Raw genomic sequence first — 25,050 nt, forward strand, 5'->3', positions numbered from 1 at the left:
AGCTTCCAGGAGACAACAATGACTATCCGCTTCAAACCGGCCCTGCGCGCGGCGCTGCTCATCGCCGCGACGGCCTGTGGCCTGCCGGCGCATGCCGACGACTATCCCGCCAAACCGGTCAGGGTGATCGTGCCCTTCCCGCCCGGTGCCGGCGTCGACATCGTCACGCGCCTGGTCGCCGCCAAGCTGACCACCGAACTGGGCCAGACCTTCATCGTGGAAAACCGCTCCGGCGCGGGCGGCAACGTCGGCGCGGGCGAAGCGGCGCGCGCCGCGCCCGACGGCTACACCGTGCTGGCCGCACCGTCGTCCATCGCCATCAGCCAGAGCCTGTACACCAAGCTGCCCTTCAAGGTCGAGAAGGACTTCCGCTCCGTGGCGCTGCTGGCGACCGTGCCCTTCATCCTGGTGGTCAATCCCAAGGTCCAGGCCAAGAGCGTGGCCGAACTGATCGCCTTGGCCAAGGCCAAGCCCGATGCCCTCACCTATGCCTCCACCGGTAACGGCAGCTCGCCGCAGCTGACGGCGGAGATGTTCGCCATGGACAGCGGCATCAAGCTGCGCCACGTGCCCTATCGCGGCTCGGCGCCGGCCATGACCGACCTGATGTCGGGACTGGTGGACATGATGTTCGCCAACGCCCTGTCGGTGCTGCCGCAAGTACGCACCGGCCAGTTGCGCGCCCTGGCCACCACCAGCGCCCAGGCCGATCCCAATACGCCCGAACTGGCCACGATGCAGCAGTCCGGCGTGGCCGGCTTCGAGTCCAACACCTGGTTCGTGCTGATGGTTCCGGCCGGCACGCCCGAGCCCATCATCAACAAGCTCAACCAGACGGTCGCCAAGGTGATGCAATTGCCCGACGTGCAGAAGACCCTGCAATTGCAAGGCGCCAGCGCGGGCCACGGCACGCCCGCCGAGGTCGACGCCTACGTCAAGCGGGAAATCGACAAGTCCGCCGCCATCGTCAAGGCCGCGAATATTCACATCGACTGATCCCGCTTCCGTCGACGGATCCTGCATCGATAGATCGATCCAGCGCCTGCCGACAGATTCAACGCCTACCGACCGATACACCAGACCCTGCCCGCCATGCAAAACACCGCTGCTCCCCAGACCGACTCGCCCGTCACGCTCACCCTCGCCCGTTACCTGGTCAACGCGCGCTACGAAGACCTGCCGCCTGCCGTGATCCACGAGGCCTCGCGCGGCCTGCTCAACTGGATGGGCTGCGCGCTCGGCGCCGCCTGCCACGAAACCACCCAGGCCGTGCTGGACGCGCAATCGCCGTTCTTCGGCGCGCCGCAGGCCCAGATCGTCGGGCGCGCGCAGCGTGCGGACATCCTGCATGCCGCCTTGATCAACGGCATCAGTTCGCACGTGCTGGACTTCGACGACACGCACTACCGCGCCGTCCATCCCAGCGCCCCCGTGCTGCCGGCCATCCTGGCGCTGGCCGAATGGAAACGGTTCAGCGGCCGCGAACTGGTGCACGCCTATGTACTGGGCGTGGAGGCGGAGATCCGCATCGCGCTGTCGGTGTTCCCTGAACATTACGATCGCGGCTGGCACATTACCGGCACCGCCGGCGTATTCGGCGCCGCCGCGGCGGCCGGCAAGCTGCTGGGCCTGGACGAAACGCAGATGGCCTGGGCCCTGGGCATCGCCGCCACCCAGTCCGCGGGCTTGCGCGAGATGTTCGGCAGCATGTGCAAGAGCCTGCATCCCGGCAAGGCCGCGCAGAACGGCCTGAGCGCGGCATTGATGGCGCAGAGCGGCTATACCAGTTCGACCCGTTCCCTGGAGGCGAAGCGCGGTTTCGGCCAGGTCATGTCTTCGCGCTTCGACGCCGAATCCATCACGCGCGGCCTGGGCGAAAGCTATGAGCTGCTGCAGAACATGTACAAGCCCTTCGCCTGCGGACTGGTGCAGCACGCGGTGATCGACGGCGTGCTGCAACTGCGGCGCGAATATGGCCTGACACCGGACGACATCGAAGCGGTGCACGCCACCGTGGGCCCACTGGTGGTGGAACTGACCTCCAAGCCCGAGCCGCGTACCGGCCTGGAAGGCAAGTTCAGTGTGTTCCACGCCCTGGCGGCCGCCCTGGTCTACGGCGCGGCCGGGGAAACCCAGTTCGGCACCGCCGCCGTGCTCGACCCGCGCGTGGTGGCGCTGCGTCGGCGCGTGACTACCGAACTGGACCCGGCGATGCGCAAACTGGAGGGGCGTGTGCGCATCGTGCTGAAGGACGGCCGGCAACTGGAGCGCCACGTTCCCGAAGCATTGGGCACGCTGCACCGGCCGATGAGCGATGCGGACCTGGAAGAGAAGTTCCTCGGCCTGGCGGGCGACCTGTTGCCCGCGCAACAGACGGCGCGCCTGGCCCAGGCCTGCTGGGACGTGGCGCAACTGCCCGATGCCGGCGAGGTGGCGCGCCTGGCGGCGGGCAGTCGCTGAGGGAAGTCGCCGAGGGAAGTCGCTGAGGGGAGTCGCAGGGGGAAGCCGCTGGGGGAGGCAACTAAGGAAAGCCGTCAGGGGCACCCCTGCCGCCATCGAAGTACAATGCGGCAACTCTGATTCCCCACCATCCCTTGATTCGCGCCGAGCATCACTTCCGGGCCTTGCTACTCCCCCGGAAGCACCGGCAGCAACCCGCCTCCAATGAAACGCCTCGTAAGTCTCCTGCCTGATCGCTTCACCCTCTTCCTTGTCACCACCGTCATCATCGCCAGCTTTGTGCCGGCGCATGGGCAAGGCATCGCGTTTTTCAGCACCCTGACGAATATCGCGGTGGGCCTGCTGTTCTTCCTGCACGGCGCACGCCTGTCGCGCGAGGCCATCATCAAGGGCTTCACGCACTGGAGCCTGCACGCGGTGATCTTCTCCACCACGTTCATCCTGTTCCCCATCATCGGCCTGCTGATGAAGCCGGTGCTGATGCCGCTGGTCACGCCCGAACTGTATCTGGGCATCCTGTTCCTGTGCTGCCTGCCGGCCACGGTGCAATCCGCCATCGCCTTCACTTCGATGGCGCGCGGCAACGTGCCGGCGGCGGTATGCAGCGCCTCGGCGTCCAGCCTGATAGGCATCTTCGTCACGCCGCTGCTGGTGGGCCTGGTGATCGCCAATGCGGGCAGCGCACCGGTGTCCTTCGACGCGGTCCTGAAGATCATGCTGCAGCTGTTGCTGCCCTTCATCGTCGGCCAGATCATGCGCCGCTGGATCGGCGCCTGGGTGCACAAGCGCAAGGCCATGCTGAAGTTCGTCGACCAGGGTTCCATTCTGCTGGTGGTCTACACGGCTTTCTCCGAAGCCGTGAACGAAGGCCTGTGGCACAACACGCCGTTGAACGCCCTGCTGGGCCTGATCGTGGCATGCGCCGCCATCCTGGCGGTGGCCTTGCTGGTCACCACGCTGCTCGGCCGCCTGTTCGGTTTCAATCTGCCCGACCGTATCACCCTGCTGTTCTGCGGTTCGAAGAAGAGCCTGGCCAGCGGCGTGCCGATGGCCCAGGTGCTGTTCGCCGGCCATGCCGTGGGCGCCGTGGTGCTGCCGCTGATGCTGTTCCACCAGGTCCAGCTGATGGTCTGCGCCTTCCTGGCCAGCCGCTGGGCCAACCGTCCGGTCGATCCGCACGAGACCGACGACCACCATTGATGTCGTGGCGGTACATGTTCATGTACCGCCGCCTGCGAGGCGTCCAAGGCGTCTCGCCCCTCCTGCCCTCTCCGCGGAATCCTTCGGCGCCTTATCGGCCGGCAGGCGGAATCAGTACGACTGCTGTCCCGAAAAATTCAGGAAGCGCGTGCTCGCACCCTGGAAGGTCAGGCGCACCGTGCCGATAGGCCCGTTACGCTGCTTGCCGATGATGATCTCGGCCGTGCCCTTGTCCGGCGAATCGGGGTTGTACACCTCGTCGCGGTAGATGAACAGGATCAAGTCGGCATCCTGCTCGATAGCGCCCGATTCGCGCAGGTCGCTCATCACCGGACGCTTGTTGGGCCGCTGTTCCAGGCTGCGGTTCAACTGCGACAGCGCGATCAGCGGGCAATTCAGTTCCTTGGCCAGCCCCTTCAGCGACCGGCTGATTTCCGAGATTTCCGTGGCCCGGTTTTCGCTGCTGCCGCTACCCGCCATCAGCTGCATATAGTCGATGATGATCAGGCCCAACTGGCCGCACTGGCGCGCCAGGCGCCGCGAACGGGCACGCACTTCCATGGCCGTCAAGGCCGGCGTCTCGTCGATGTAGACCTGGGCATCCTGCATCATCTGCACGGCGTGCGTGACGCGCGGCCAATCCTCGGCCGTCAGCTTGCCGGTACGCATCCGGTGCTGGTCGAGCAGGCCGACCGAACCCAGCATACGCATGGCCAGCTGCACCGCGCCCATTTCCATGGAGAACACGGCTACCGGCAGGCCCTGTTCGATGGCGATTTGTTCGCCGATGTTCATGGAGAAGGTGGTCTTGCCCATCGAAGGACGGCCCGCCACGATGACCAGGTCGCCGCCCTGCAAGCCGGACGTCATCTTGTCCAGGTCGGTGAAGCCCGTGGGCACGCCGGTCACGTCGGATTCGGTATCGCGGTGATAAAGCTCGTCGATGCGCTCCACCACCTGCGTCAGCAGCGGCTGGATCTCGTGCCAGCCGCCAGCGCCCCGCTGGCCTTCCTGCGAAATCTTGAAAACCTTGGATTCGGCTTCGTCCAGGATCTGGCGCGCTTCCTTGCCCTGCGGATTCAGCGCCGCCGACGAGATTTCGTCGGCGATGGTGACCAGCTTGCGCAGCGTGGCGCGTTCGCGCACGATCTCCGCATAGCGGCGGATATTGGCGGCCGACGGCGTGTTGTGCGCCAGCGAGTTCAGATAGGCAATGCCGCCGGCGTCCTCGGACTTGCCGTTGGTGATCAGCGCCTCGTGCACGGTCACCACGTCGGCCGGACGCGACAGGCCGATCAGCTTGGCCATGGCCTGCCAGATCAGGCGATGATCATGGCGGTAGAAGTCCTCTTCCACCAGCACGTCGGCAACGCGATCCCAGGCCGCGTTGTCCAGCAGCAGACCACCCAGGACCGACTGCTCGCCCTCGATGGAATGGGGCGGCACGCGCAGGTATTCGAGGGAAGAATCGTTGCTGCTGGCGGCGGAGGGCGAGTTCATGGATGCACTTTAAATGGCGGATTCAAGGTGGGGCTTGCTGCCGGAAACGCAATCAGGATCGCGTCAGATCCCGCAATACATCCGCCACGCGGAAAAAACCCTGGACATCGCGCGACGACAGACGGCCCAGCAAGGGACGCAACACACGCGCGGCGCCCCCCAAGACATTGGCCAGACGCGTCAGGCGGGCCCGCACCCGCGCATCCGGATTCACTTCGAAATACCCCTGTACCATCGCTCGCGCCAGCCCGGGCATGATGCTCGAATCCAGAGCGCGCAAGGACAGCAGCGAGGCCACCAGCTGGAACAGATCGTAGGCCTGGGCCAAGGGCGGTGACAAGGCTTCGCCGATATTCTCTTCGAAATCGATACGCCACAACTCGTCGTTGCGTATCGTCAGGTTACGGATCTGCGCGCCGCCATGGCAATGGCCGCGCAGATGAAATTCGGCCAGGTCGCGCCCTGCCCGCAGGGCCCAGTCGCTGCGCATGGCGTCATCGCCATGGCGAATCACGGACGACAGGTCCTTGCCTACATGTTCCAGCACCAGCAGGCCGGGTTCCTCGTGCCAGATGGCGGGCACCCTGCAGCCGTCGGCCAGCAGCAGGCGCAAGCGGCGGGCTTCGAAAGCCAGGCCATTACGCAAAAGAACGCCAGGATTGGGGAATTCACCCAGGAACAGCTTGCAGCCCAGGCCCAGGAATAACGCGCGCAGATAACGCAGCACGTAGCTGATGCCGCCGCCAAGGCTGGCGCGCCGGCGCTTGACCACGAAATGGATGCCGTCGAGCTCGGTTTCCAGCACCTGCGGCTGCGGCCGCGTGGCGGCAGCTTCCAGCCACGCCTGCAAATCGGGCGGCGGCGACTGGTGGATGGGCGAGGAACTCACTGACGGACCTTGGAGCGATAGTCTGGCGAACCGGCCATGACACGGCCAATACTGGCCATGAAACGGTCTTACAAAAAATCAGAGCCGGCACCCGGCCGGCTCTGATCACGCAAATGTCGATCGCACCGATGGACGGTGGCGAATCGGGATGCGGCCGCCTGGGCAGCCGCGTCCTCGCGCTTTAGGCCATTTCGCCTTCAACCACCACGGAGATGTCGCTGACGACGTCGGCGTGCAGTGCAACTTGCACCGGGTATTCGCCAACCGCCTTCAGGGCACCGTTGGGCAGGCGCACGAACGCCTTTTCAACGGTTTCGAAACCCGCCTTGCGCAGGGCTTCGGCGATGTCGGCGTTGGTGACCGAACCGAACAGACGGCCGTCGACACCGGCCTTCTGCGAGATCTTCAGCACGTAGCCGTTCAGGCGCTCGCCCACGGACTGCGAAGCAGCCAGACGCTCGGCCTGGATCTTTTCCAGTTCGGCGCGACGCACTTCGAACGCTTCCAGCGCGGACTTCGTCGCGCGGGTAGCCTTCTTCTGGGGGATCAGGAAATTGCGGGCGTAACCATCACGCACGCGGACCACTTCACCCAGGTTGCCCAGGTTGACGACTTTTTCGAGCAGGATAACTTGCATGTCTGGCCCCGGATCAGTTGTGGTTGTCGGTGTACGGCAACAGAGCCAGGAAGCGGGCACGCTTGATGGCGGTGTCGAGCTGGCGCTGGTAGTGCGCCTTGGTACCGGTCAGGCGAGCGGGAATGATCTTGCCGTTTTCCTGAATGAAATCACGCAGCGTGTCCAGATCCTTGTAATCGATCTCTTCAACGCCAGCAGCCGTGAAGCGGCAGAACTTGCGACGCTTGAACAGCGGGTTCTGCTGCGGAAACTTGCGCTTTTCCTTCTTCTTGCCAAAGAAAGCCATGATGTGCCTCTTGATTTTCAGGGGTCCGTGGACCCGAATTCTTTACGTGTGACCTGGATATTCCAGGCCGCCTGTTTATCCAAACTAAACGGTGACCGGATCGCTGCCCGAAAGACGTGTCGCCTGCTGCATATGCAGCTTCAGCTTGACCGCATCCTTGCGTACCGGTGCCAGGAAACCCTGGACCTGCAGCTGTGCCCCCAGACCGACATCCGCCAACAACAGCGCCAGGTCTCCCAGCGCCACCGCCGCAATCGTCATTTCGACGCGACGGGGATGTCCGGCCTCGATCACTTCGGACTGGTGACTCAGCAGCATCTCCAGTGCGGGCAAACCCGCCGGGGTGTAGCGCAAGGCTTCTCTTTCGAGGACTTGGGCGCTGAGTACGACCTGATTCATGAAGTATTCCGGGGGCGTTCCGGTGGTGGACCTGGCGCGCGCGCCGCGATCCGCCTGGCCGTTTATTCGGGTTGAACCGCAGCCGCTTCCGCCGAGGCCTTGCGGGCCTCTTCACGCTCGACCGACTTCATCATGATCGAGGCGCCCGACTGGGCCTTCTTGGTCTTGATGACCAGGTGGCGCAGGACGGCGTCGTTGTAGCGGAACGAATGTTCGAGTTCGTCCAGGGTAGCCTGGCCGCATTCGATGTTCAGGCACACGTAGTGGGCCTTGACCAGCTTCTGGATGGGGTAAGCCAGTTGGCGACGGCCCCAGTCTTCGAGGCGATTCACCGAGCCGCCTTGGCCGGTGACCAGCGCCTGGTACCGCTCGACCATGGCGGGCACTTGCTCGCTTTGGTCGGGGTGGACGATGAACACTACTTCGTAGTGACGCATGGGTAACACTCCTAGTGGATGTCTGGCTCGATGCGCCCACCACGCCCGAAGGAAGGTGCCGGATCGAACCAGGGTCAGCCCGCCCCCAACAGTCAGGAGTCGAGCAGGAAAGCCTTACATTATTGCCGGAACTGGCAGATAGTGCAAATCGGCGGTGAAATCAATGGAATTACGGTGGATCGGCGTTGCTGCCGGGAGACAGGCGTCCGACCCTGCCCCAGAAGAACCACTGGCGGACCGGTAACCCGGTCCGCCAGTATTGTCGTGGGGAAGACATTCTCAGGACATCGGAACCGCATGCACCCGCCCTTCCCGCGAGGTCTTCCCCGCAGGTGCCTTCTGGCGGGGCCCTCCTGGGCTAAGCCGCCCGCCGTGCTGCTATCCGGCTCGTCCCGCCACCCCAGGGTGTCATTCGCGCCCAGCGAATTACCCTTCAACCACCGCGTAGGCGGAATGGTTGTGGATGGATTCGAAGTTTTCCGCCTCGACGCGGTAACGCTTGATCCCCTGGCGGGCCGACATGCGGGCGGCGACGTCGCGGACCAGGTCCTCGACGAACTTGGGATTGTCGTAGGCGCGCTCGGTGACGTACTTCTCGTCCGGCCGCTTGAGCAGGCCCCACAATTCGCAGGAACCCTCTTCCTCGACCGCGCGGATGACGTCGTCCATGCCGACATCATCGCCCAGCACCGCCGACACGGTGACGTGCGAACGCTGGTTGTGCGCACCGTATTCGGAAATCGCCTTGGAACACGGGCACAGGCTGGTAACCGGAACCTGTACCACCAGTTCGAACTCGACCTCTTCGCCGCTGGCGCGCGCAATCCATTGCACCTCATAATCCATCAGGCTCTGCACGCCGGAAACCGGCGCCGACTTGTTGATGAAATACGGGAACGCAGCGGTCAGGTCGCCTTTCTCGGCATGCAGCAGCGGCAACATTTCACGCGCCATGGCGCGGAACAGGGCCGGCGTCATGGGCGTGCTGCGATACTTTTCCAGCAGCGCCACGAAACGCGACATGTGGGTGCCCTTCTCTTCCGCCGGCAAGGCCACGGTCAAGGTCCAGTTGGCAACCGTAGCCATGGCGCTGCCGTCACCGGCCTGCACGAGCATGGGATGACGCACGCCGCGGATACCCACGCGCTGGATGGGAATGTGACGAGTGTCGGCCGAGCTTTGCACATCCGGCATGACAACGCCGGGGTCGATCGGGGAATTCATATTCGTTTACCTGCCACGAGCAGTCGCCGCGCGACCGCTCCAAATAGCTGAAGGACTTGCATTATTGCGTAAAAATCCCGCAAACCCCGTGAAAACCCTATTGCCGATAGGTAAGCGATAGTTCACAGGGTGAAATAACGCCACAACGTGGCGACGGGGCCACAAGCACGGGCGCACCGTGACAGCATCGGGGCCACAGCCTCGGACGCACAGCGCCGCGGCCATGTCCCCCGGGCCTCAACCTGCAACGGCCCGGTCGCGCGGCGCTTCGACCGCCAGCAGAGCGGCAAACCGCTGCCGCACCGAAGCCTCGATGCCCTTGGCATCCAGGCCCAGCCCGGCCATGAGCGCCTGCTGATCGCCATGATCGATGAAGCGATCGGGCAAGCCCAGTTGCAGCAGCGGACACAGCACGCCTGCCTCGTTGAGCGCTTCGGCCACCGCGCTGCCGGCGCCGCCCATGATGGCGGCATCCTCGACGGCCACCAGGCCGTCATGGCGCGCCGCCAGATCCAGCACCAGTTCGCGGTCCAGCGGCTTGACGAAACGCATGTCGGCCACCGTCGCGTCCAGCGCCTCGGCCGCGCGCAGCACGGCCGGCAGCAGCGTACCGAACACCAGGAAGGCGATGCGGCCATGGCCTTCGCGCCGGATCACGCCCTTGCCCAGCGCCACCTCGTCCAGGTCCGTGCCAGCCACCGCACCGCTGCCGCCGCCGCGCGGATAACGCACGGACGCCGGACCGGGGTAGTGATAGCACGTGGTCAACAGCAGGCGCGCTTCGGCTTCGTCCGAAGGCGTGGCCACGACCATATTGGGAATGCAGCGCAGGAAGGCGATGTCGTAATTGCCGGCATGGGTGGCGCCGTCGGCGCCCACCAGGCCTGCCCGGTCCAGCGCGAACGTGACGTCCAGGTTCTGCAGGGCGACGTCGTGCACCAACTGGTCGTAGCCGCGCTGCAGGAAGGTCGAATAGATGGCGACCACCGGCTTCTGCTGCTCACAGGCCAGGCCGGCGGCAAACGTCACGGCATGCTGTTCAGCGATGCCCACGTCGAAATAACGGGAAGGAAAACGGCGTTCGAATTCCACCAGGCCGCTGCCCTCGCGCATGGCGGGCGTGATGCCGGCCAGGCGTTCGTCGGTCGCGGCCATGTCGCACAGCCATTGCCCGAAGACTTGCGTGAAGGTGACCTTGGCCGGCGCCTTGGCCGGCACGATACCCACGGCGGGGTCGAATTTGCCGGGGCCGTGATACAGCACCGGATCCGCCTCGGCCAGCTTGTAGCCCTGACCCTTGCGCGTGACCACGTGCAGGAACTGCAAGCCCTTGAGTTCGCGCAGGTTCTGCAGCGTGGGCACCAGCGAATCCAGGTCGTGGCCGTCGATGGGGCCGACGTAGTTGAAGCCGAATTCCTCGAACAGCGTGGCCGGCGTGACCATGCCCTTGGCATGTTCCTCGATACGGCGCGCCAGCTCCAGCACCGGCGGCACGCGCTGCAGTACGGCGCGGCCGACGTTCTTGGCGGCGGCGTAGAAGCGGCCCGACATGAGACGCGCCAGATAGCGGTTCAAGGCACCCACCGGCGGCGAGATCGACATGTCGTTGTCGTTCAGGATCACCAGCAGATTGATATTGGACGTGACACCGGCATTGTTCATGGCCTCGAAGACCATGCCCGCCGACATGGCGCCGTCGCCAATGATGGCGATGTGCTGGCGCATGATGCCCGCGTTGCGCGACGCCACGGCCATGCCCAGCGCCGCCGAAATCGAGGTCGACGAGTGCGCGGTGCCGAAGGCGTCGTACTCGGATTCGACTCGGCGGGGAAAGCCGGAAATACCGCCTTCCTGGCGCAGCTTGCCCATCTCCGCACGCCGGCCCGTGAGGATCTTGTGCGGATAGGACTGGTGGCCGACGTCCCACACGATGCGATCGTGCGGTGTGTCGAAGACGTGATGCACGGCCAGCGTCAATTCGACCGTGCCCAGGTTGGAAGACAAATGGCCGCCGGTCCTGGAGACGGACTCCAGCACGAAGGCGCGCAACTCGTCGGCCAGATTTTTCAGCTCGCGGCGGTCCAGACGCTTGAGGTCGGCGGGACTGGCGATGGTGTCCAGAAGTTCTGTGGTCATGCTGTGAAGAATAGCCCCGCGGGCAATCGGATGCACATCGAGCGGTCCGGCGGCGCCGGCCCGCGCGAACGTCAACGATCTCTCAAAACGATGAAATCGGCCAATTCAGCCAGGCGCGCGCGGCCTTCGCCCAGCGGCACCAGGGCCTGTAGAGCGGTGTCGCGCAAGGACGACGCGAAACGGCGCGCCTCTTCCAAGCCCAGCAGTGAAACATACGTCGGTTTGTTCTCGGCCGCGTCCTTGCCCGCGGTCTTGCCCAGCTTTTCGGTGTCGGCGGTGACATCGAGGATGTCGTCCACCACCTGGAAAGCCAGGCCGATGGCCTGCGCATAGTCGTCCAACGCGCGGCGCGACACCGAACTGGCGCCCGCCACGATGCCGCCCAGCGCCACGCTGACGGCCAGCATGGCGCCGGTCTTCATGCCGTGCATCTGCTGCAGCTCGTCGCGCGTCAGGGTGCGGCCGACGGCGCCCAGGTCGATGGCCTGGCCACCCGCCATGCCACGGCTGCCGGCGGCACGCGCCAGCGCCTGGGTAGCCTGCATCACCAGCGCAGGCGCAATGGGCATTTCCGCCAGGAATTGAAAGGCCAGCGGCTGCAAGGCATCGCCCGCCAGCATGGCGGTGGCTTCGTCATAGCGCACGTGCACGGTCGGCTGGCCGCGCCGCAGCACGTCGTCGTCCATGCAGGGCAGGTCGTCGTGCACCAGGGAATAGGCGTGGATCAGCTCGACGGCCGCGGCGGCGCGGTCCAGCGAGGCTTCCACCGCGGCAGTGTGGCCACTGACGGGGCAGGCCAGGCCGGCGGCGTAGACCAGGGCGGCGCGCACGCGCTTGCCGCCACCCAGGACGGCGTAGCGCATGGCTTCATGCAGGCGCGCCGGCACGGCATCGGCGGGCGGCAGCAGTTCGTCGAGTTTCTGTTCGATGTGCTGCGCGCGGGCCGTCAGCCAGTCCGCGAAGGCAAGGTGGTTCTGCTTCATCCGTTCGTATCGTCGTCCAGCGCGCCGGGTTCGAGCGGCCGCAACAAATCGCCTTCCAGCACCCGCACCTGCTGCTCGGCCTGCGCCAGGCGTTCCTGGCAGATGCGCGTCAAGGCCACGCCGCGCTTGTAGGCAGCCAGGGAAGCCTCCAACGGCAGGGAGCCGTCTTCCATCGAAGCGACCAGATCCTCCAGTTGCGCCAGGGCACCTTCGAAATCTTGCGGCAGAAGGGCAGCGTCGGCCGTATCGGCCGCGGGGGTGACAGGGGGGACTTGCCTGGACGCCAAGCGGATCTCCGGAATGCGTAAGAAGAATCCCGCGATTGTAGCAAGGGGGAGGACCCCGTAGCGGAGCGCCTCCACCGTACCTCGTGCAGGCGATCCCCTGTCCGGTCCCTGCCTGGTTTCAGGCTTGCGCCTGATTACGTCAGACGGCTGAGCGCGACAAGGCCTGGGCCGTGCGGTGCAGGACCGGCGCGACCTCGTCGCGCAGGACGGCTTCCGACAGCAAGGTGGCGGGGCCACCGCAACTGATGACGAAGACGCCCTCCCCCGTGGCGGATTCGAAAGGCGCGGCGGCGGCGTTGATGCCGGACTGCCACTCGCCGAAGGCGAAGCAGCAACCCGTGGCGGCCAGGTCGGCGACACAGCGGTCGATCACGTCGGGCATGGGGGCCAGGGGGCCCAGGCGCAGCAACAGGTCACGGCGCGCCGCGGCCGGCAGCAGCGCCAGGTAGGCGCGGCCCATGGCGCTGTCCATGCTCACCCTGCAGCCCACCGGCAGGCGCAGGTACAGGGCGGACGATCCGTGGATGGCTTCGACATAGGCCATGGCATCGCCGTCGCAGGTGCCCAGCGCCAGGGCGCCGCCCGTCTGCTGCGCCAGGGACTGCATGGCCGGCTTGGCCAATTGGCGTACTTCCAGGCCGGACAGCAGGCCCAGGCCCAGTGCCAGCACGCCATGGCCGGGCGCATAGCGGCCGCTGTCGCGGTCGTAGCGCAGATAACCCAGTTCGGTCAGGGTGTAGGTGATGCGGCTGAGGGTGGCCTTGGGCAGCCCGGTCAGGCGCGCCAGCTCCAGATTGCCCAGCGCACCGCTGCCCGCCTGGAAGCAGCGCAGCACCTGCAGTCCGCGCGCCAGGGCCGTAATGAAATCCGCCGACCGCTCCGCCCCCTCCACCACCGGCGCCCGCCGCCGCCGCCCCGCCCGGTCGCGCAAGGGGACCGCGGACTCATCACCTACCTGGGGTTTTCCGGATTGCATTCGGCGCCATCCCTTTCTATATTGAATTCCGGAATACAAAATTTAATTCCGAGATACGGAATTTAGCCATAAGCGGTGGCTTTATCAACCGCTGATTCTTCAAACAGGGGATTTCTCGAATGCGACCTTGGCTCAAGCTTTTCGCCACCCTCGCGCTGGTCAGCGCCTGCGGCGCGGCCAACGCCCAATACCCGGACCGGCCCATCAAGGTGGTTTCGCCCTTCCCGGCCGGCGGCGCCACCGACGTGCTCACCCGCGTGCTGGCGGAACGCATGGGCAAGGATCTCAAGGCTTCGATGATCGTGGAGAACCGCGCCGGCGCCGGCACCGCCATCGGTGCGTCCTACGTGCAGCGTGAGCCCGCGGACGGCTACACCATCCTGATGGCGACCAACTCCACCCTGGTGACCAACCGCTTCCTGTATAAGGAACTGCCCTACGACCCGGACGGCTACGCGCCCATCGGCATGGTGGGCATCGGCCCGCTGGTCCTGCTGGCCGGCCCCAAGGAACCCTTCCACAACACCGCCGAACTGATCGCCTACGCCAGGAAGAATCCCGGCAAGCTCACCTTCGCGTCCTTCGGCCCCGGCACGTCGTCGCACCTGGCGGGCGAGCTGTTCAAGTCCCAGACCGGGATCGACATCCTGCACGTGCCTTTCAAGGGCGCCAACCAGGCCTTGCCGGCATTGATAGGCGGCGACGTCGACCTGTTCTTCGACATGGTCGCCACCGGCATGCCGCAAGCCAATTCGGGCAAGGTGCAGGTCTTCGGCATCACCAGCAAGCAACGCCTGGACAGCGAATCCAAGCTGGCGACCATCGCCGAACAGGGCTACAACAAGTTCGACATGAGCGCCTGGTTCAGCTTCGTCGCCCCCAAGGGCACGCCGCCGGAAGTCCTGGGCAAGCTGCAAACAGCCCTGGCCGACGCACTGAAGGATGAAGCCGTGCGTAAGAAAATGCTGGAAATGGGCATCCAGCCCAGCGACGGCACGCCCCAGGCGCTGACCGCCCAGATCAAGTCCGAACTGCCCGTGGTGCAGACACTGGTGAAGCAGGCGAACGTGGTCCTGCAATAAGCCCGGCTTAAATAATCACTGTCATAAAAGCGCTCACCCGAATTTAGACGGGCGCGGGTTTGGCCCCCGCTGCCCCCTGGGGTACAATCGACCACTTTGATCGGCCAGCCCGATTTTTCTTCGCGCCAGAACGGATCCGTGCCGTCCTGGCTTTTTTATCCGAGCGGAGGGAATCATGACCGACGTTGGTCGGATGGCGCATTTTGTGCCGGCTCGTACGCAGCTCCCCGTCAGCGCTTATTTTGACGAAGCACGCTTTAAGCGCGAGCAAGAAATCATTTTTAAACAGTCTTCTTTATACGTTGGCAACCAGAAGATGGTTCCCGAGGTAGGAGACTGGCGTACGCTCGTCCAGGAAAATGCCGGGCGGGTCCTGGTGCGCAACAAGGAAGGCATCGAACTCATCTCGAATGTCTGCCGCCACCGGCAGGCTTTGATGCTGGGCGGCGCGCCGGGAAATGTGGCCGGCAACATCAACACGGGGGGCAATCTGCGCGCCACCGGGGGCAATATCGTCTGCCCGCTGCATCGCTGGACCTACGACAAGCAGGGCCAGTTGCTGGGCGCGCCGCAATTCGCCTCCACGCCGTGCATGGACCTGCCGCGTTATCGCCTGCGCGATTGCCATGGCTTGCTGTTCGAAGGCCCGCGCGATCCGGCCAAGGACCTGGCCACGCTGTTCCAGCGGCCGGAGTTCGATTTCGGCGATTATGTGCTGGACCACGTCGAAGTCCACCAGTGCAACTACAACTGGAAGACTTTCATCGAGGTCTATCTGGAGGACTATCACGTTGCGCCCTTCCACCCGGGCCTGGGCCACTTCGTCACCTGCGACGACCTGGAATGGGAATTCGGCAATTGGCACAGCGTGCAGCGCGTGGGCGTGAATAACGCCCTGGCGCAGCCGGGATCGGATGTGTACCGCCAGTGGCACGACAACCTGATGCAATACCGGGCGGGCGATGCGCCGGAATTCGGGGCGATCTGGGCGACGTATTTTCCGACGCACATGATCGAGCTGTATCCCCACGTGCTGGTGTTGTCGACCCTGCATCCGCGCGGTCCGCAGGACACGGTCAATGTGGTGGAGTTCTACTACCCCGAGGAAATCGCCGCTTTCGAGCGCGAATTCGTCGAGGCGCAACGCGCGGCATATATGGAAACGGCGGTCGAGGATGACGAGATCGCCGAACGCATGGATGCCGGCCGCAGGGCATTGATGCTGCGCGGTGTCAGCGAAGCGGGGCCGTACCAATCGCCCATGGAAGATGGCATGCAGCATTTCCATGAATGGTATCGAACCATCATGGCCGAGACGGAACCGCATCCTTGATGCCCACACGGGCGGTCCTCTACAGGGGGCCGCCCGCGCTGCGTTTCACGCGGCCCCTGTTTTCAAGGGCTTTTTCGCGCCCACGCTCAACACAGTCCGTTACTCAACGTCTGCGTTTCTCCTCCTGTCCGTCATCAAAAAATCAAGTCGTGCTGGTCAACTGAACTGGACCACCAAAGCGCGCGCCACGCTGCGCGACCGCAAGGAGCACGGCAATGGGACTGACACTGGACCAGATAGCAAACCTTTTTCACCTTACCGGTGGCTCGCCCTACGGCGACACCTCGGTAACGCAAGCCGAGCATGCGCGCCAGACCGCCGCGCTGGCGCTGGCGGAAGCCGCCGCGCCGTCCCTGGTGACGGCCGCCCTGCTGCATGACCTGGGCCACCTGATTCTTCAGCATCCGGACATCATGCGCATCGAAGGCGCCGACTACAAGCACCAGTATTTCGTGCAGCCCTTCCTGCGCGGGCTGTTCGGCGCGGATGTGCTGGAGCCGATACGCCTGCATGTGGAGGCGCACCGCTATCTTTGCTTCGTCGAACCGGATTATCTTGGGCCACGCAATAGCGCCGCGCGCCTGGCGCTCGACCAGGCCGGCGGCATCTTCGACGCGGCCCAGGCCAGCGAGTTCTCGGCCATCCCCTGGGCGCCGGAGGCCATCCGCCTGCGCCGCTGGGACGACCAGGCCTGCCTGATCAGCGACGACCCGCCGCCGCCGCTATCCTATTTCCTGGAAATTGCCAGCGACGTCGCACAACGCCACCAGGCCACGCAGTTGCCCCGGCTGGGCACACTGCCGCATGCATCACCCGGGCAATCCGCGGCGCATCGGTCCGCGGCCCAGCAATCCACGCCCCATCAATCCGCGACCAATCACCTCGCGGCACGGCAGCGCGCCGTGCCGCATGCCGCGACGGTCAGCCCTTGGCCTGCGGCCGTGAAGCATCGCTGACCCATTCGCTCCACGAGCCCGGATACAGGCGCGAACCGCTCAGGCCCGCCACTTCCATGGCCAGCAGATTGTGCGACGCAGTGATGCCCGAACCGCACTGGTGCACGATGGCAGCAGGCGCGCGCTTGCCCAGCACGGCTTCGAATTCCTTGCGCAGTTCCTGCGGTGACTTGAAGCGGCCGTCGGCGGCCAGGTTGTCCGTATTGGGCCGGTTCAAGGCGCCCGGGATATGCCCGGCGACCGGATCGATGGGCTCCATTTCGCCGCGATAACGGGCCGCCGCGCGAGCATCCAGCACGGTGAAGCTGGGCTGCGCGATATTGGCCAGCACGGTAGCGGCGTCGACCGGCTCGGTCAGCGCCTGGCGCGGCGTCAGATTGCCGCCCGCCTCCTTGCCCGTGCCTTGGCCGATATCCGCGCGTTGCGGACCCGCGCCGCTTTCCACCGCCAGGCCGGCGGCCGACCAGGCTTGCCAGCCGCCGTCCAGCACCGCCACGCGATCGTGGCCCAGCCAGCGCAGCATCCACCACAAATGCGCCGCGAACTGGCCGCCGCTGGCGTCATAGGCAACCACCAGGGTGCTGGGCGTCACGCCGTGGCTGGACAACAAGGCGGCCAGGGCGGCGCGGTCGGGCAAGGGATGCCGGCCATTCTTGCCGGTGCGCGGCGCGGCCAGTTCGGTCTCGTTGTCCAGATAGCGGGCGCCCGTGATGTGCGACTGCTCGTACTGGCGCCGCCCGGCGGCGTGGTCCATCAGGTCGTGGCGCAGGTCGAACAGCCGCAGATCGGCGTCACCCAGGCGCGCGGCCAGTTCCGATGCGGAAATCAAAGTCATGGTCATACGGTGTTCTCCTTGGCAGTCTTGGTGATGGGGCGCCGTTCACGCATGGTGCGCCAGACCGACAGCAAGCCGGCCGCGATGATCAGGCCCATGCCGGACAGGGCGATGGCATCCAGATGATCGTGCCAGAACACCGTGCCCAGGCAGGCGGCGAAGATGATGGTCGAGTACTGCAGGGCGGCTGTCAACAAGGCCGAGCCCAGGCCGAAGGCGCGCGTCATGGCCAACTGGCCGCACAGGCCGGACAGGCCGATGCCGATCAGCGCCGCGTAGCCCACCAGGCTTGTCTGGCCCCAGCCGTGCACCAGCAAGCCCACCAGGCTGCTGATCGAGACCGCCAGGGAAAAGAACAGCACCGTGCGCCATTCCGGTTCGCCTATGCGTCCCAGTTCGCGGATCTGCATCATCGAGATCGCGGCGGCACCGCCCGCACCCAGGCCCATCAGGGCCGCCAGCCACTGGTCGTCGCCGATACTGGGCCGTAAGACGGCAATGACGCCCAGGAACCCCAGGGCGACAGACAGGATGCGGACGGGATCACGCTGCGCGCCGCCCCAGCCCAGCATGTAGCCGGCGATGAACAGCGGCGAGGTGTAGTTCAGGCTGGTGGCGGTGGCCAGCGGCAGGTGCGACAGGGCGTAGAAACCCAGCCACATGGAAGAAACCCCGGCCAGGTTGCGCCACAGATGGGGCCGCCATCTGGATGGCACGATGGAATGCCGTCCGGCGCGCGCCCATGCCAGGATCAGCAACACGGACGGCATGCCCCGGAACAGCACCACTTGCGCCAACGACGCCTCGTATTCGGTCGCGAGCTTCACGCAAGAACCCATGATGGCGAACATGAGCGACGCCAACAACATCCAAAGAGCCTGCATGAGACCTGCGTAATTCCGAATAGTGGCGGGGGTTGTGGCACGGGGTTGCAGCATATCCACCCCGGACCGGCGCAATACGACGTCATTTCCGGGGGGCCTCAGGCTCTCATGAAGGGAACCTGAAACAGAACCGATAATATACTGCTGTTCCGACGGAGAGCCGGCCGGAACCGGCGGTGCGGGCCGCCGGGAACCCAGGCCGGCCCGTCACGTCAAAGCTATACCTGCTCGCAGAGGATCCATAACAATCATGAAACGCATCGTACTTTTTGTGCTGACCAACCTGGCCGTCATGCTGGTGCTGTCCGCCACGCTACGCATTTTCGGCGTCGACCGCTTCCTGACGGCCAATGGCCTGAACATCACGCAACTGCTGATCTTCTCCGTCATCATCGGCTTCACCGGCTCCATCATTTCGCTGCTCATGAGCAAGTCGATGGCCAAGTGGAGCACCGGCGCGCAGGTGATCGACCCCAACGCACCGCGTTCGCAGCGTGAAGCCTGGCTGCTCGATACCGTGCACCAGCTGGCCGACCGCGCCGGCATCGGCCGGCCCGAGGTGGCCATTTACGATGGCGCGCCCAATGCCTTCGCCACGGGCGCGTTCAAGAACGAATCGCTGGTCGCCGTCAGCACCGGCCTGCTGGAAAGCATGACGGAAGAAGAAGTGGCCGCCGTGCTGGGCCATGAAGTCGCCCACATCGCCAATGGCGACATGGTGACGCTGACCCTGATCCAGGGCGTGGTCAACACCTTCGTGGTGTTCCTGGCGCGCGTGGTGGGCTATTTCATCGACCGCACCATCCTGCGCAATGAGCGCGGCCTGGGCGCCGGTTACTACATCACCGTGATCGTCTGTGAAATCCTGTTCGGCATCGCCGCGTCGGTCATCGTGGCCTGGTTCTCGCGCCAACGGGAATTCCGCGCCGATGCCGGCTCGGCCCATCTGCTGGGTTCGCGCGATCCCATGATCCGCGCCCTGGCTCGGCTGGGCGGCCTGGAAGCGGGCGAACTGCCCAAGTCCTTCGAAGCCTCGGGCATCAGCGGACGCAATGCCATCAGCGCGATTTTCGCTTCGCACCCGCCCATCCAGCAGCGCATCGCCGCGCTGCAACGTGGAGCGGCTTGAGATGCTTGCCCTTCGCCAGCCTTCTCCCGCGCAGCTTGCCCGCGTCCTTGCCATCCTGGCCGTGGCGGCGGGCCTGGGGGTGTGGGGCGCGATCCTGTTGGCGCCGCGCCCGGACACCTTGCCGCCGGCATTGCGTCCGGCGACCGTGCGGGCCACCGACACCACGCCCGCGGCGCTGCTGTTCGGCAAGGATGGCACCCTGAAGACGCAGGTGACCATCGCCGGCCTGATCGCCAGCGGCGATGAGGGCGCGGCCATCCTCAGCGTCGATGGCGGCCCGGCCACGGCCTGGCGCGCCGGCCAAGAGATCACGCCGGGGCTGCGGCTGGTGCGCGTCGACCGCAACGAAGTGGTGCTGGACCAGAACGGCACCAGCACGACCATCAGCGCCCCGCCCCTGCCGCCCGCCGCCGCGGGCATCATCGCGGTCAAGAACTGAGAAGCAAGACTGCGTGACACGTGCGGCTTCGTGATCACCGCTTCCGCGGAGACACGGACGGCGCGCTGCATCCGCTACGCCGGCCTGCACAGGCCACGCCAGCGCCCTGGTCCAGATACCGCATGGCCATAACATTACTGACATATTGATCGGTATAATTACAGCCTCGAGCTCAAACGGAGTGGGTTGTGCATCAGCGAGGCAGTGCCGCCATAGTGCGTCAGCAAGGTTTTACCCTGATTGAAATCATGGTTGTCGTGGTCATCATGGGGATCCTCGCCGCCTTGATCGTGCCCCGTGTGCTTGACCGTCCGGACCAGGCGCGCCAAGTGGCCGCCCGCCAGGACATCGGCGGCCTGATGCAGGCACTCAAGCTGTACCGCCTCGACAACGGCCGCTACCCGACGACGCAGCAAGGCCTGCAGGCCCTGGTCACGCGGCCGGAAAATACGTCCAACTGGCGCGCTTACCTCGACCGCCTGCCCAATGACCCTTGGGGCCATCCCTATCAGTACCTCAGCCCCGGCGTGAAAGGCGAAGTCGATGTATTTTCCTTTGGCGCCGACGGCAAGGCCGGCGGCGAGCAAAACGATGCGGACATCGGGTCCTGGGATCTCTAAGACCTCCAGGCCATCCCGGACCTGCGCCGCACAGTCGCGCTCAAACGCAGTCTCCGCGCGGCAGCGCGGTTTTTCCCTGATCGAAATCCTCGTGGTGCTGGTGATCATCGGCATCGCGGCCGGCATGGTCGGCCTGTCCGCCGTCGCCGCGCCGGACCGGCGCCTGCACGCGGATGCCGAGCGCCTGGTGCAGGTACTGTCGATCGCACAGAGCGAAGCCCGCAGCGACGGCCGCATCATCACCTGGCGCGCCGACGCCGGCGGCTACCGTTTCGAACGCCCGGGCCGGCGCACGGGCAGCACCGGCAGCGCCGAAGACGAAGCGATACCGCCACCCGACGACTTCCACGACGATCCCGATCTGCGGCCCCATGCGTGGTCGGCCGGTACCGTATCCGTCACGCCTTCCGGCCCCAAGGGCTGGCTGCGCTTCGACACCGAATGGATGGCCGACCCTATGCAAATCGTCCTCAGCGCCGGCGGCCGCAACGTGACCATCAACCGTGATGCCGGCGGCGCTTATGCGGTGCAATGACCCGGGCCGCGGCGGCGAGCGCGGCTTCACCCTGATCGAAGTGCTGGTGGCGCTGGCCATCATCGCCGTGGCGCTGGCGGCCGCCCTGCGCGCCACGGGCGTCATGGCGCAAAACAACCGGGCCCTGCGTGACAAGACGCTGGCGCTGGTCGCCGCCGAAAATCGCATGGCCGAGCTGCGTCTTGCCGAAATCCTGCCCGGCCCTGGCAAGCAGGACGCACCCTGCCCCGAAGGCCGGCTGGACATGCTGTGCGAAAGCACCTTCACCTATTCGCTGAACCGCGCGTTCCGGCAAGTGTCGGTGCGCGTCTATCTACGCGGCCAACCGGACCTGACGCTGGCCGAACTGTCCGGCTTGCTGACGAACGTTCGATGACAAGAACCGCCTTCCCATGGACTCCGCCGCCCGCTGAAGCGCCCGCCCGATGAATCGTCCCGTCCGCGCCACCACCGCCATGCAACGCGCCGCCACGCGCGGGGCGGCGCGCGCGCGCCGGCGCCAGGGGGGATTCACGCTGATTGAAGTGCTCATCGCCATCACCCTGATGGCCCTGGTCAGCCTGCTGGCCTATCGCGGCCTGAGCCGCGTCGCCGACACGCGTGCCTGGCTGGAGCGCGACGCTGCAGACAACGCCGTCATCGTGCGCACGCTGGGCCAGCTCGAACGCGACCTGACGCTGTCCAACGATGGCCACAATGCCGATAACGTCGCCCAGCCGGGTCAATTGCTCAGCGGCGTGGACGTCGACGTGGAACCCGGCAAGCCTTTGCAGCTGGAGATCGTGCGCACGGCCCCGGCCGACGACGGCAGTTGGCAGCAGGTGATCTGGCGCATCAACAACGGCGGCCTGTGGCGCTATACCGGCAAGGCCGGGTTGCAATATCCGCTGCCGCCGGCGCAGGGGGGCGCTGAAGTAATGGCCAACGTGGTGCAACTGTCGGTGCGCTTCTGGATCCCGGGACAAGGCTGGGTCGCGCCTTCCGCCAATGCCACCGGCGCGACCGGCGGCCGCTCCGCCAGCGGCATCGAGGTCGCATTCGAACGCAACTACAACGGCGTGCGCGAACGCTACACACGCGTGGTGGTGCTGCGATGAAACTGTCTGTCGCCACCCTGCGGGCACGCCTTCGCTGCGGCAACGGCAACGGCAATGACAACGGCAATGGCACTACGACTGCCACTGGCAATGACAATGGCACTGGCATCCGCGACCGCCACGGCCGCCAAGGCCATCGCAGCGGACGCGGTGAACGCAGCGACCGCAACCAGCGCGGCATGGCGGTGGTCAGCGCGCTGATCGTGGTGGCGGTGGTCGCGGCGTTGACCTCCGGCCTGTTCATGCGCCAGACCTCCACCCTGCGCCAGGTGGAAAACGAGCAGGCCCGCGTGCAGGCGCGCTGGCTGCTGGTCAGCGGCCTGGATTGGGCACGCCTGGTGATCCGCGAAAGCCTGCGCCGCGAAGCCACCATCCACGCCGGACAACTGTGGACCGTGCCCGTGCAGGACACGCGCCTGGAACGCCCCGGCGATGGCCGCGTCGCCATCTTCTCCGGCTTCATCGAAGACGAACAGGGCAAGTTCAACGTCTACAACGTGGCGCGCGGCGGCCTGGTCATGCCGGACCAGGTCTTGGTGCTCGCCCGCCTGCTGACGGCCCTGGGCGTCCATGACGGCCTGGCCCAGACGCTGGCCCAACGCGTGGCGCTGACCCAGCCCACCAAGCCGGTTACCGACCAGAACGGCGCCATCATCCGGCAAAGCGCGCCTCCCCGCGCGCCGGCACCGCGCGGCATCGACGACCTGCTGGGCAACCTGGGCCTGGAACCCGCGCTGCGCCGCGACCTGCAGCGAACGCTGACTTATCTGCCCGCCACCACCACCGTCAACGTCAACACCGCGCCGGCCGAGGTGATCGCCGCCCTGGTCCCCGACATGACCCTGGCGCAGGCCCGGGTGCTGATCGGCGAGCGCGAACGTGGCGCCTGGTTCAACGACGCGGCCGACTTCAGCAACCGCCTGGGCGGCGTGGGCGTGCAAGGCACGCCGGAAGGCATCGGCGCCACCAGCACCTGGTTCGCCGCCACCGGCACCGTCGCCTACGAGCGTGTCCATCTGGTGATGCGGGCCCTGATCCAGAGCGTCGCGGATCAATCCACCGAAATTATCTGGAAACGGGAAATCCATTGAAGAACACCTTACGCGTCGCGCTCCCCGACCTGGCCGAGCTGTCCGCGACGATGCCCCTGGCTTACGCCTGGTTCGACCGCCAGGGCCGTTGCGCGCGCAGCGGTGAACTGTCGGCCACAGCCCTGGCCACCGGTTTTGCCGGCGCGCGCGTCGAAGCGGTGCTGGTGCCCCACGACGCCATCGTCACCACCGTGCAGGTGCCGGCCGTGCCGGCCCGCCTGCTGACCGCCGCCGTGCGCGGCGCCACTGAACCGCTGGTGCTGGGCGACCTGGAAGAACTGGCCGTGGGCCACGGCCCGCGCGCCGCCGACGGCACGGTCACCGTGGCCTGGACCGCACGCGACCCACTGGCGCGTGCCTGGCGCCTGCTGTCCCAGGCCGGCCTGCGGGTGGATGCCCTGCTACCCGCGCAACTGGTGCTGCCGCGCGATGACGCCTTCCCGGAACAACGCTTGATGCTCCCGGCCGACGCCCGCTGGCACAGCGACGCGCCACGCTGGTCGCTGGCGCTGCCCGCGCTCAGCCCGCAACAGGCCTCGCCCTGGCGCGCCCCGATGTGGTGGGCGGCGGCCGCCGTGGCGGTGTGGGTGGTGGGGTTGAACATCCACGCCGCGCGCCTGCGTGCGGAAGCCGTCACGCTGCGCGCCGGCATGGAAGCCCAGGTGCGCGCGGCCTTCCCCGATATCCCGGTGGTGGTCGATGCACTGCGCCAGGCCGAACAGGGTCGCAATGCCTTGCTGGCCGGCCAGGGCAGCAGCAGCAATGCGGACTTCGTGCCGCTGGCGCTGGCCAGCGCCAAGGCCCTGCCCTTCGCCGCCAGCCATACCGCCGAACTGCGCTACGCGGATGACGCCATCACGCTGAAGCTGGACGGGGCCGACAGCAAGGACCCCGACCAACTGGGCCAGGCCCCCGCCATGGCGCAGGCCGCCGCCGCGCTGGGCCTGCGCATAGAAAAACAGGACACGCCGTTGACCTGGCGCATCTCCAGGAGCCAACCATGAAAAGTCCCGCCTCCACATTCGCCACGTGGCGCCTGAAGCTGCGCGACGCGCTGCGGCCGGTGGCCGTGTGGCATGCCGCGCTGACGCCGCGCGAACGCCGCCTGGTCGACGCAGGCGGCATCGTGCTGGCCTTGTTCCTGGTCTTCACCTTCGCCATCGATCCGGCCTTGACCACCATCACGCGGTCACGCACGGAACTACCGGCACTGCGCGCGCAGGCGGCCGCGGTGGCCAGCCTGACCAACGAGGCGCAGCGCCTGCGCCAACACGGCGGGCGCACATCCGGCGCGCCGCTGGCGCAGGCCGATATCGACGAGAGCCTGCGCCGCGCCGGCTTCGAGCCCGATAGCTGGCGCACCACGCAGGAATTGGGCAATGGCAATGGCAACGGCGCCAAGGCAGCCGCCTGGCGCATCGAATTGAAGCTGGCCCCGTCCACCGCCTTGATGCGTTGGAGCGATAGCGTACCGGCCGAACTGCGCCTGCGCGTGGCCAGTGTGGAACTGACCCGCGCCAGCACCGAATACGGCCGCCCCATCCCCGGTAAGGTCAACGGCACCGTGCGGCTGGCCGCGCCTTCGCAGAACTGATGGATCAGATGGGACCGTTCGAACAGATGGGACTGCTGGAA

The 25,050-nt window shown here is 66.0% G+C and carries 28 protein-coding genes; 15 read left to right on the plus strand and 13 right to left on the minus strand.

From position 1 onward, the window contains the following. Window positions 1-18: 18 nt before the first annotated feature. The 3 genes from CEY05_RS26260 (at window position 19) to CEY05_RS26270 (ending at window position 3,660) form a co-directional block, all read left to right on the plus strand. Window positions 19-996 carry a tripartite tricarboxylate transporter substrate binding protein gene (locus CEY05_RS26260; RefSeq protein WP_088600231.1) on the plus strand — a complete coding sequence of 326 codons (978 nt, stop codon included), beginning with the start codon at window positions 19-21 and terminating at the stop codon, window positions 994-996. Window positions 997-1,092: 96 nt separating this feature from the next. Next, window positions 1,093-2,460, plus strand: a complete 1,368-nt coding sequence (locus CEY05_RS26265) for an MmgE/PrpD family protein (RefSeq protein ID WP_088600232.1) — start codon at window positions 1,093-1,095, stop codon at window positions 2,458-2,460. Window positions 2,461-2,664: 204 nt separating this feature from the next. Further along, window positions 2,665-3,660: a bile acid:sodium symporter family protein gene (locus CEY05_RS26270; protein WP_088600233.1), complete on the plus strand. Its 996-nt coding sequence runs from the start codon at window positions 2,665-2,667 to the stop codon at window positions 3,658-3,660. Between the two features lie 111 nt (window positions 3,661-3,771). Here CEY05_RS26270 and CEY05_RS26275 read toward each other — a convergent pair whose 3' ends face one another. The 11 genes from CEY05_RS26275 to CEY05_RS26325 all read right to left on the minus strand — a co-directional run bounded on the left by CEY05_RS26275 (window position 3,772) and on the right by CEY05_RS26325 (window position 13,414). Beyond that, complete coding sequence (locus CEY05_RS26275; RefSeq protein ID WP_088600234.1) at window positions 3,772-5,160, minus strand: replicative DNA helicase; 1,389 nt, start codon at window positions 5,158-5,160, stop codon at window positions 3,772-3,774. 52 nt (window positions 5,161-5,212) lie between these two features. Next, entirely contained in the window at window positions 5,213-6,049 is an 837-nt protein-coding gene (locus CEY05_RS26280; protein WP_088600235.1) for a hypothetical protein, read from the minus strand. Between the two features lie 181 nt (window positions 6,050-6,230). After that, on the minus strand, window positions 6,231-6,686 hold the full coding sequence (gene rplI, locus CEY05_RS26285) for a 50S ribosomal protein L9 (protein ID WP_088600236.1): 456 nt from the start codon (window positions 6,684-6,686) through the stop codon (window positions 6,231-6,233). A 13-nt stretch (window positions 6,687-6,699) separates the two neighbouring features. After that, the gene (gene rpsR, locus CEY05_RS26290; protein WP_057650238.1) at window positions 6,700-6,972 is read right to left on the minus strand and encodes a 30S ribosomal protein S18; all 273 of its coding nucleotides are present in this window, start codon (window positions 6,970-6,972) and stop codon (window positions 6,700-6,702) included. Window positions 6,973-7,056: 84 nt separating this feature from the next. Then, window positions 7,057-7,371, minus strand: coding sequence for a primosomal replication protein N (gene priB, locus CEY05_RS26295; RefSeq protein ID WP_088600237.1), 315 nt, complete (start codon window positions 7,369-7,371; stop codon window positions 7,057-7,059). 62 nt (window positions 7,372-7,433) lie between these two features. Beyond that, window positions 7,434-7,808 (minus strand): 30S ribosomal protein S6, encoded by a 375-nt coding sequence (gene rpsF / locus CEY05_RS26300; protein WP_088600238.1) that lies wholly within the window; start codon window positions 7,806-7,808, stop codon window positions 7,434-7,436. A 426-nt stretch (window positions 7,809-8,234) separates the two neighbouring features. After that, complete coding sequence (folE2, locus tag CEY05_RS26305) at window positions 8,235-9,032, minus strand: GTP cyclohydrolase FolE2 (protein ID WP_088600239.1); 798 nt, start codon at window positions 9,030-9,032, stop codon at window positions 8,235-8,237. Between the two features lie 237 nt (window positions 9,033-9,269). Further along, a complete protein-coding gene (gene dxs, locus CEY05_RS26310) occupies window positions 9,270-11,168 on the minus strand; it encodes a 1-deoxy-D-xylulose-5-phosphate synthase (RefSeq protein WP_088600452.1) in 1,899 nt (632 codons plus the stop codon). A 71-nt stretch (window positions 11,169-11,239) separates the two neighbouring features. Then, a complete protein-coding gene (locus tag CEY05_RS26315) occupies window positions 11,240-12,151 on the minus strand; it encodes a polyprenyl synthetase family protein (protein WP_088600240.1) in 912 nt (303 codons plus the stop codon). Further along, window positions 12,148-12,438: an exodeoxyribonuclease VII small subunit gene (locus CEY05_RS26320; protein WP_088600241.1), complete on the minus strand. Its 291-nt coding sequence runs from the start codon at window positions 12,436-12,438 to the stop codon at window positions 12,148-12,150. Before CEY05_RS26320 ends, CEY05_RS26315 begins: the two co-directional genes overlap by 4 nt. A 139-nt stretch (window positions 12,439-12,577) precedes the next feature. Beyond that, the gene (locus tag CEY05_RS26325; protein ID WP_088600242.1) at window positions 12,578-13,414 is read right to left on the minus strand and encodes an IclR family transcriptional regulator; all 837 of its coding nucleotides are present in this window, start codon (window positions 13,412-13,414) and stop codon (window positions 12,578-12,580) included. 119 nt (window positions 13,415-13,533) lie between these two features. Here CEY05_RS26325 and CEY05_RS26330 point away from each other — a divergent pair, with 119 nt between their 5' ends. From CEY05_RS26330 to CEY05_RS26340, 3 genes are all read left to right on the plus strand, one after another. Next, window positions 13,534-14,496 (plus strand): tripartite tricarboxylate transporter substrate binding protein, encoded by a 963-nt coding sequence (locus CEY05_RS26330; RefSeq protein WP_088600243.1) that lies wholly within the window; start codon window positions 13,534-13,536, stop codon window positions 14,494-14,496. Between the two features lie 175 nt (window positions 14,497-14,671). Beyond that, on the plus strand, window positions 14,672-15,829 hold the full coding sequence (locus CEY05_RS26335) for an aromatic ring-hydroxylating dioxygenase subunit alpha (protein ID WP_088600244.1): 1,158 nt from the start codon (window positions 14,672-14,674) through the stop codon (window positions 15,827-15,829). A gap of 215 nt (window positions 15,830-16,044) precedes the next feature. After that, on the plus strand, window positions 16,045-16,785 hold the full coding sequence (locus CEY05_RS26340; RefSeq protein WP_088600245.1) for an HD domain-containing protein: 741 nt from the start codon (window positions 16,045-16,047) through the stop codon (window positions 16,783-16,785). Here CEY05_RS26340 and CEY05_RS26345 read toward each other — a convergent pair. Both CEY05_RS26345 and CEY05_RS26350 read right to left on the minus strand, forming a co-directional pair. Continuing rightward, entirely contained in the window at window positions 16,751-17,626 is an 876-nt protein-coding gene (locus tag CEY05_RS26345; protein ID WP_088600246.1) for a sulfurtransferase, read from the minus strand. The two genes, CEY05_RS26340 and CEY05_RS26345, sit on opposite strands and share 35 nt — an antisense overlap. Then, a complete protein-coding gene (locus CEY05_RS26350) occupies window positions 17,623-18,504 on the minus strand; it encodes a DMT family transporter (protein ID WP_088600247.1) in 882 nt (293 codons plus the stop codon). Before CEY05_RS26350 ends, CEY05_RS26345 begins: the two co-directional genes overlap by 4 nt. 250 nt (window positions 18,505-18,754) lie before the next feature. On the opposite strand from CEY05_RS26350, the gene htpX reads away from it, so the two are divergent. The 9 genes from htpX to gspM all read left to right on the plus strand — a co-directional run bounded on the left by htpX (window position 18,755) and on the right by gspM (window position 25,009). Beyond that, on the plus strand, window positions 18,755-19,633 hold the full coding sequence (gene htpX / locus CEY05_RS26355) for a protease HtpX (protein ID WP_088600248.1): 879 nt from the start codon (window positions 18,755-18,757) through the stop codon (window positions 19,631-19,633). A 1-nt stretch (window position 19,634) separates the two neighbouring features. Beyond that, window positions 19,635-20,072, plus strand: coding sequence for a type II secretion system protein N (locus CEY05_RS26360; protein ID WP_088600249.1), 438 nt, complete (start codon window positions 19,635-19,637; stop codon window positions 20,070-20,072). A gap of 188 nt (window positions 20,073-20,260) precedes the next feature. Beyond that, window positions 20,261-20,692, plus strand: a complete 432-nt coding sequence (gene gspG, locus CEY05_RS26365) for a type II secretion system major pseudopilin GspG (protein ID WP_304528860.1) — start codon at window positions 20,261-20,263, stop codon at window positions 20,690-20,692. Further along, window positions 20,685-21,227 (plus strand): type II secretion system minor pseudopilin GspH, encoded by a 543-nt coding sequence (gspH, locus tag CEY05_RS26370; protein WP_369826000.1) that lies wholly within the window; start codon window positions 20,685-20,687, stop codon window positions 21,225-21,227. The genes gspG and gspH overlap by 8 nt, the downstream gene beginning before the upstream one ends. Beyond that, a complete protein-coding gene (gene gspI / locus CEY05_RS26375; protein WP_233161718.1) occupies window positions 21,214-21,603 on the plus strand; it encodes a type II secretion system minor pseudopilin GspI in 390 nt (129 codons plus the stop codon). The genes gspH and gspI overlap by 14 nt, the downstream gene beginning before the upstream one ends. A 49-nt stretch (window positions 21,604-21,652) precedes the next feature. After that, window positions 21,653-22,324, plus strand: a complete 672-nt coding sequence (locus tag CEY05_RS26380; RefSeq protein ID WP_088600253.1) for a type II secretion system protein J — start codon at window positions 21,653-21,655, stop codon at window positions 22,322-22,324. After that, the gene (gene gspK / locus CEY05_RS26385) at window positions 22,321-23,415 is read left to right on the plus strand and encodes a type II secretion system minor pseudopilin GspK (protein WP_233161719.1); all 1,095 of its coding nucleotides are present in this window, start codon (window positions 22,321-22,323) and stop codon (window positions 23,413-23,415) included. Before CEY05_RS26380 ends, gspK begins: the two co-directional genes overlap by 4 nt. Further along, window positions 23,412-24,419 carry a type II secretion system protein GspL gene (gene gspL, locus CEY05_RS26390; RefSeq protein WP_088600254.1) on the plus strand — a complete coding sequence of 336 codons (1,008 nt, stop codon included), beginning with the start codon at window positions 23,412-23,414 and terminating at the stop codon, window positions 24,417-24,419. The genes gspK and gspL overlap by 4 nt, the downstream gene beginning before the upstream one ends. After that, on the plus strand, window positions 24,416-25,009 hold the full coding sequence (gspM, locus tag CEY05_RS26395) for a type II secretion system protein GspM (RefSeq protein WP_088600255.1): 594 nt from the start codon (window positions 24,416-24,418) through the stop codon (window positions 25,007-25,009). The genes gspL and gspM overlap by 4 nt, the downstream gene beginning before the upstream one ends. The last annotated feature ends 41 nt before the right edge of the window (window positions 25,010-25,050 follow it).

It is taken from the genome of Achromobacter sp. HZ34 (assembly GCF_002209485.1).
Lineage (GTDB): Bacteria > Pseudomonadota > Gammaproteobacteria > Burkholderiales > Burkholderiaceae_B > Bordetella_C.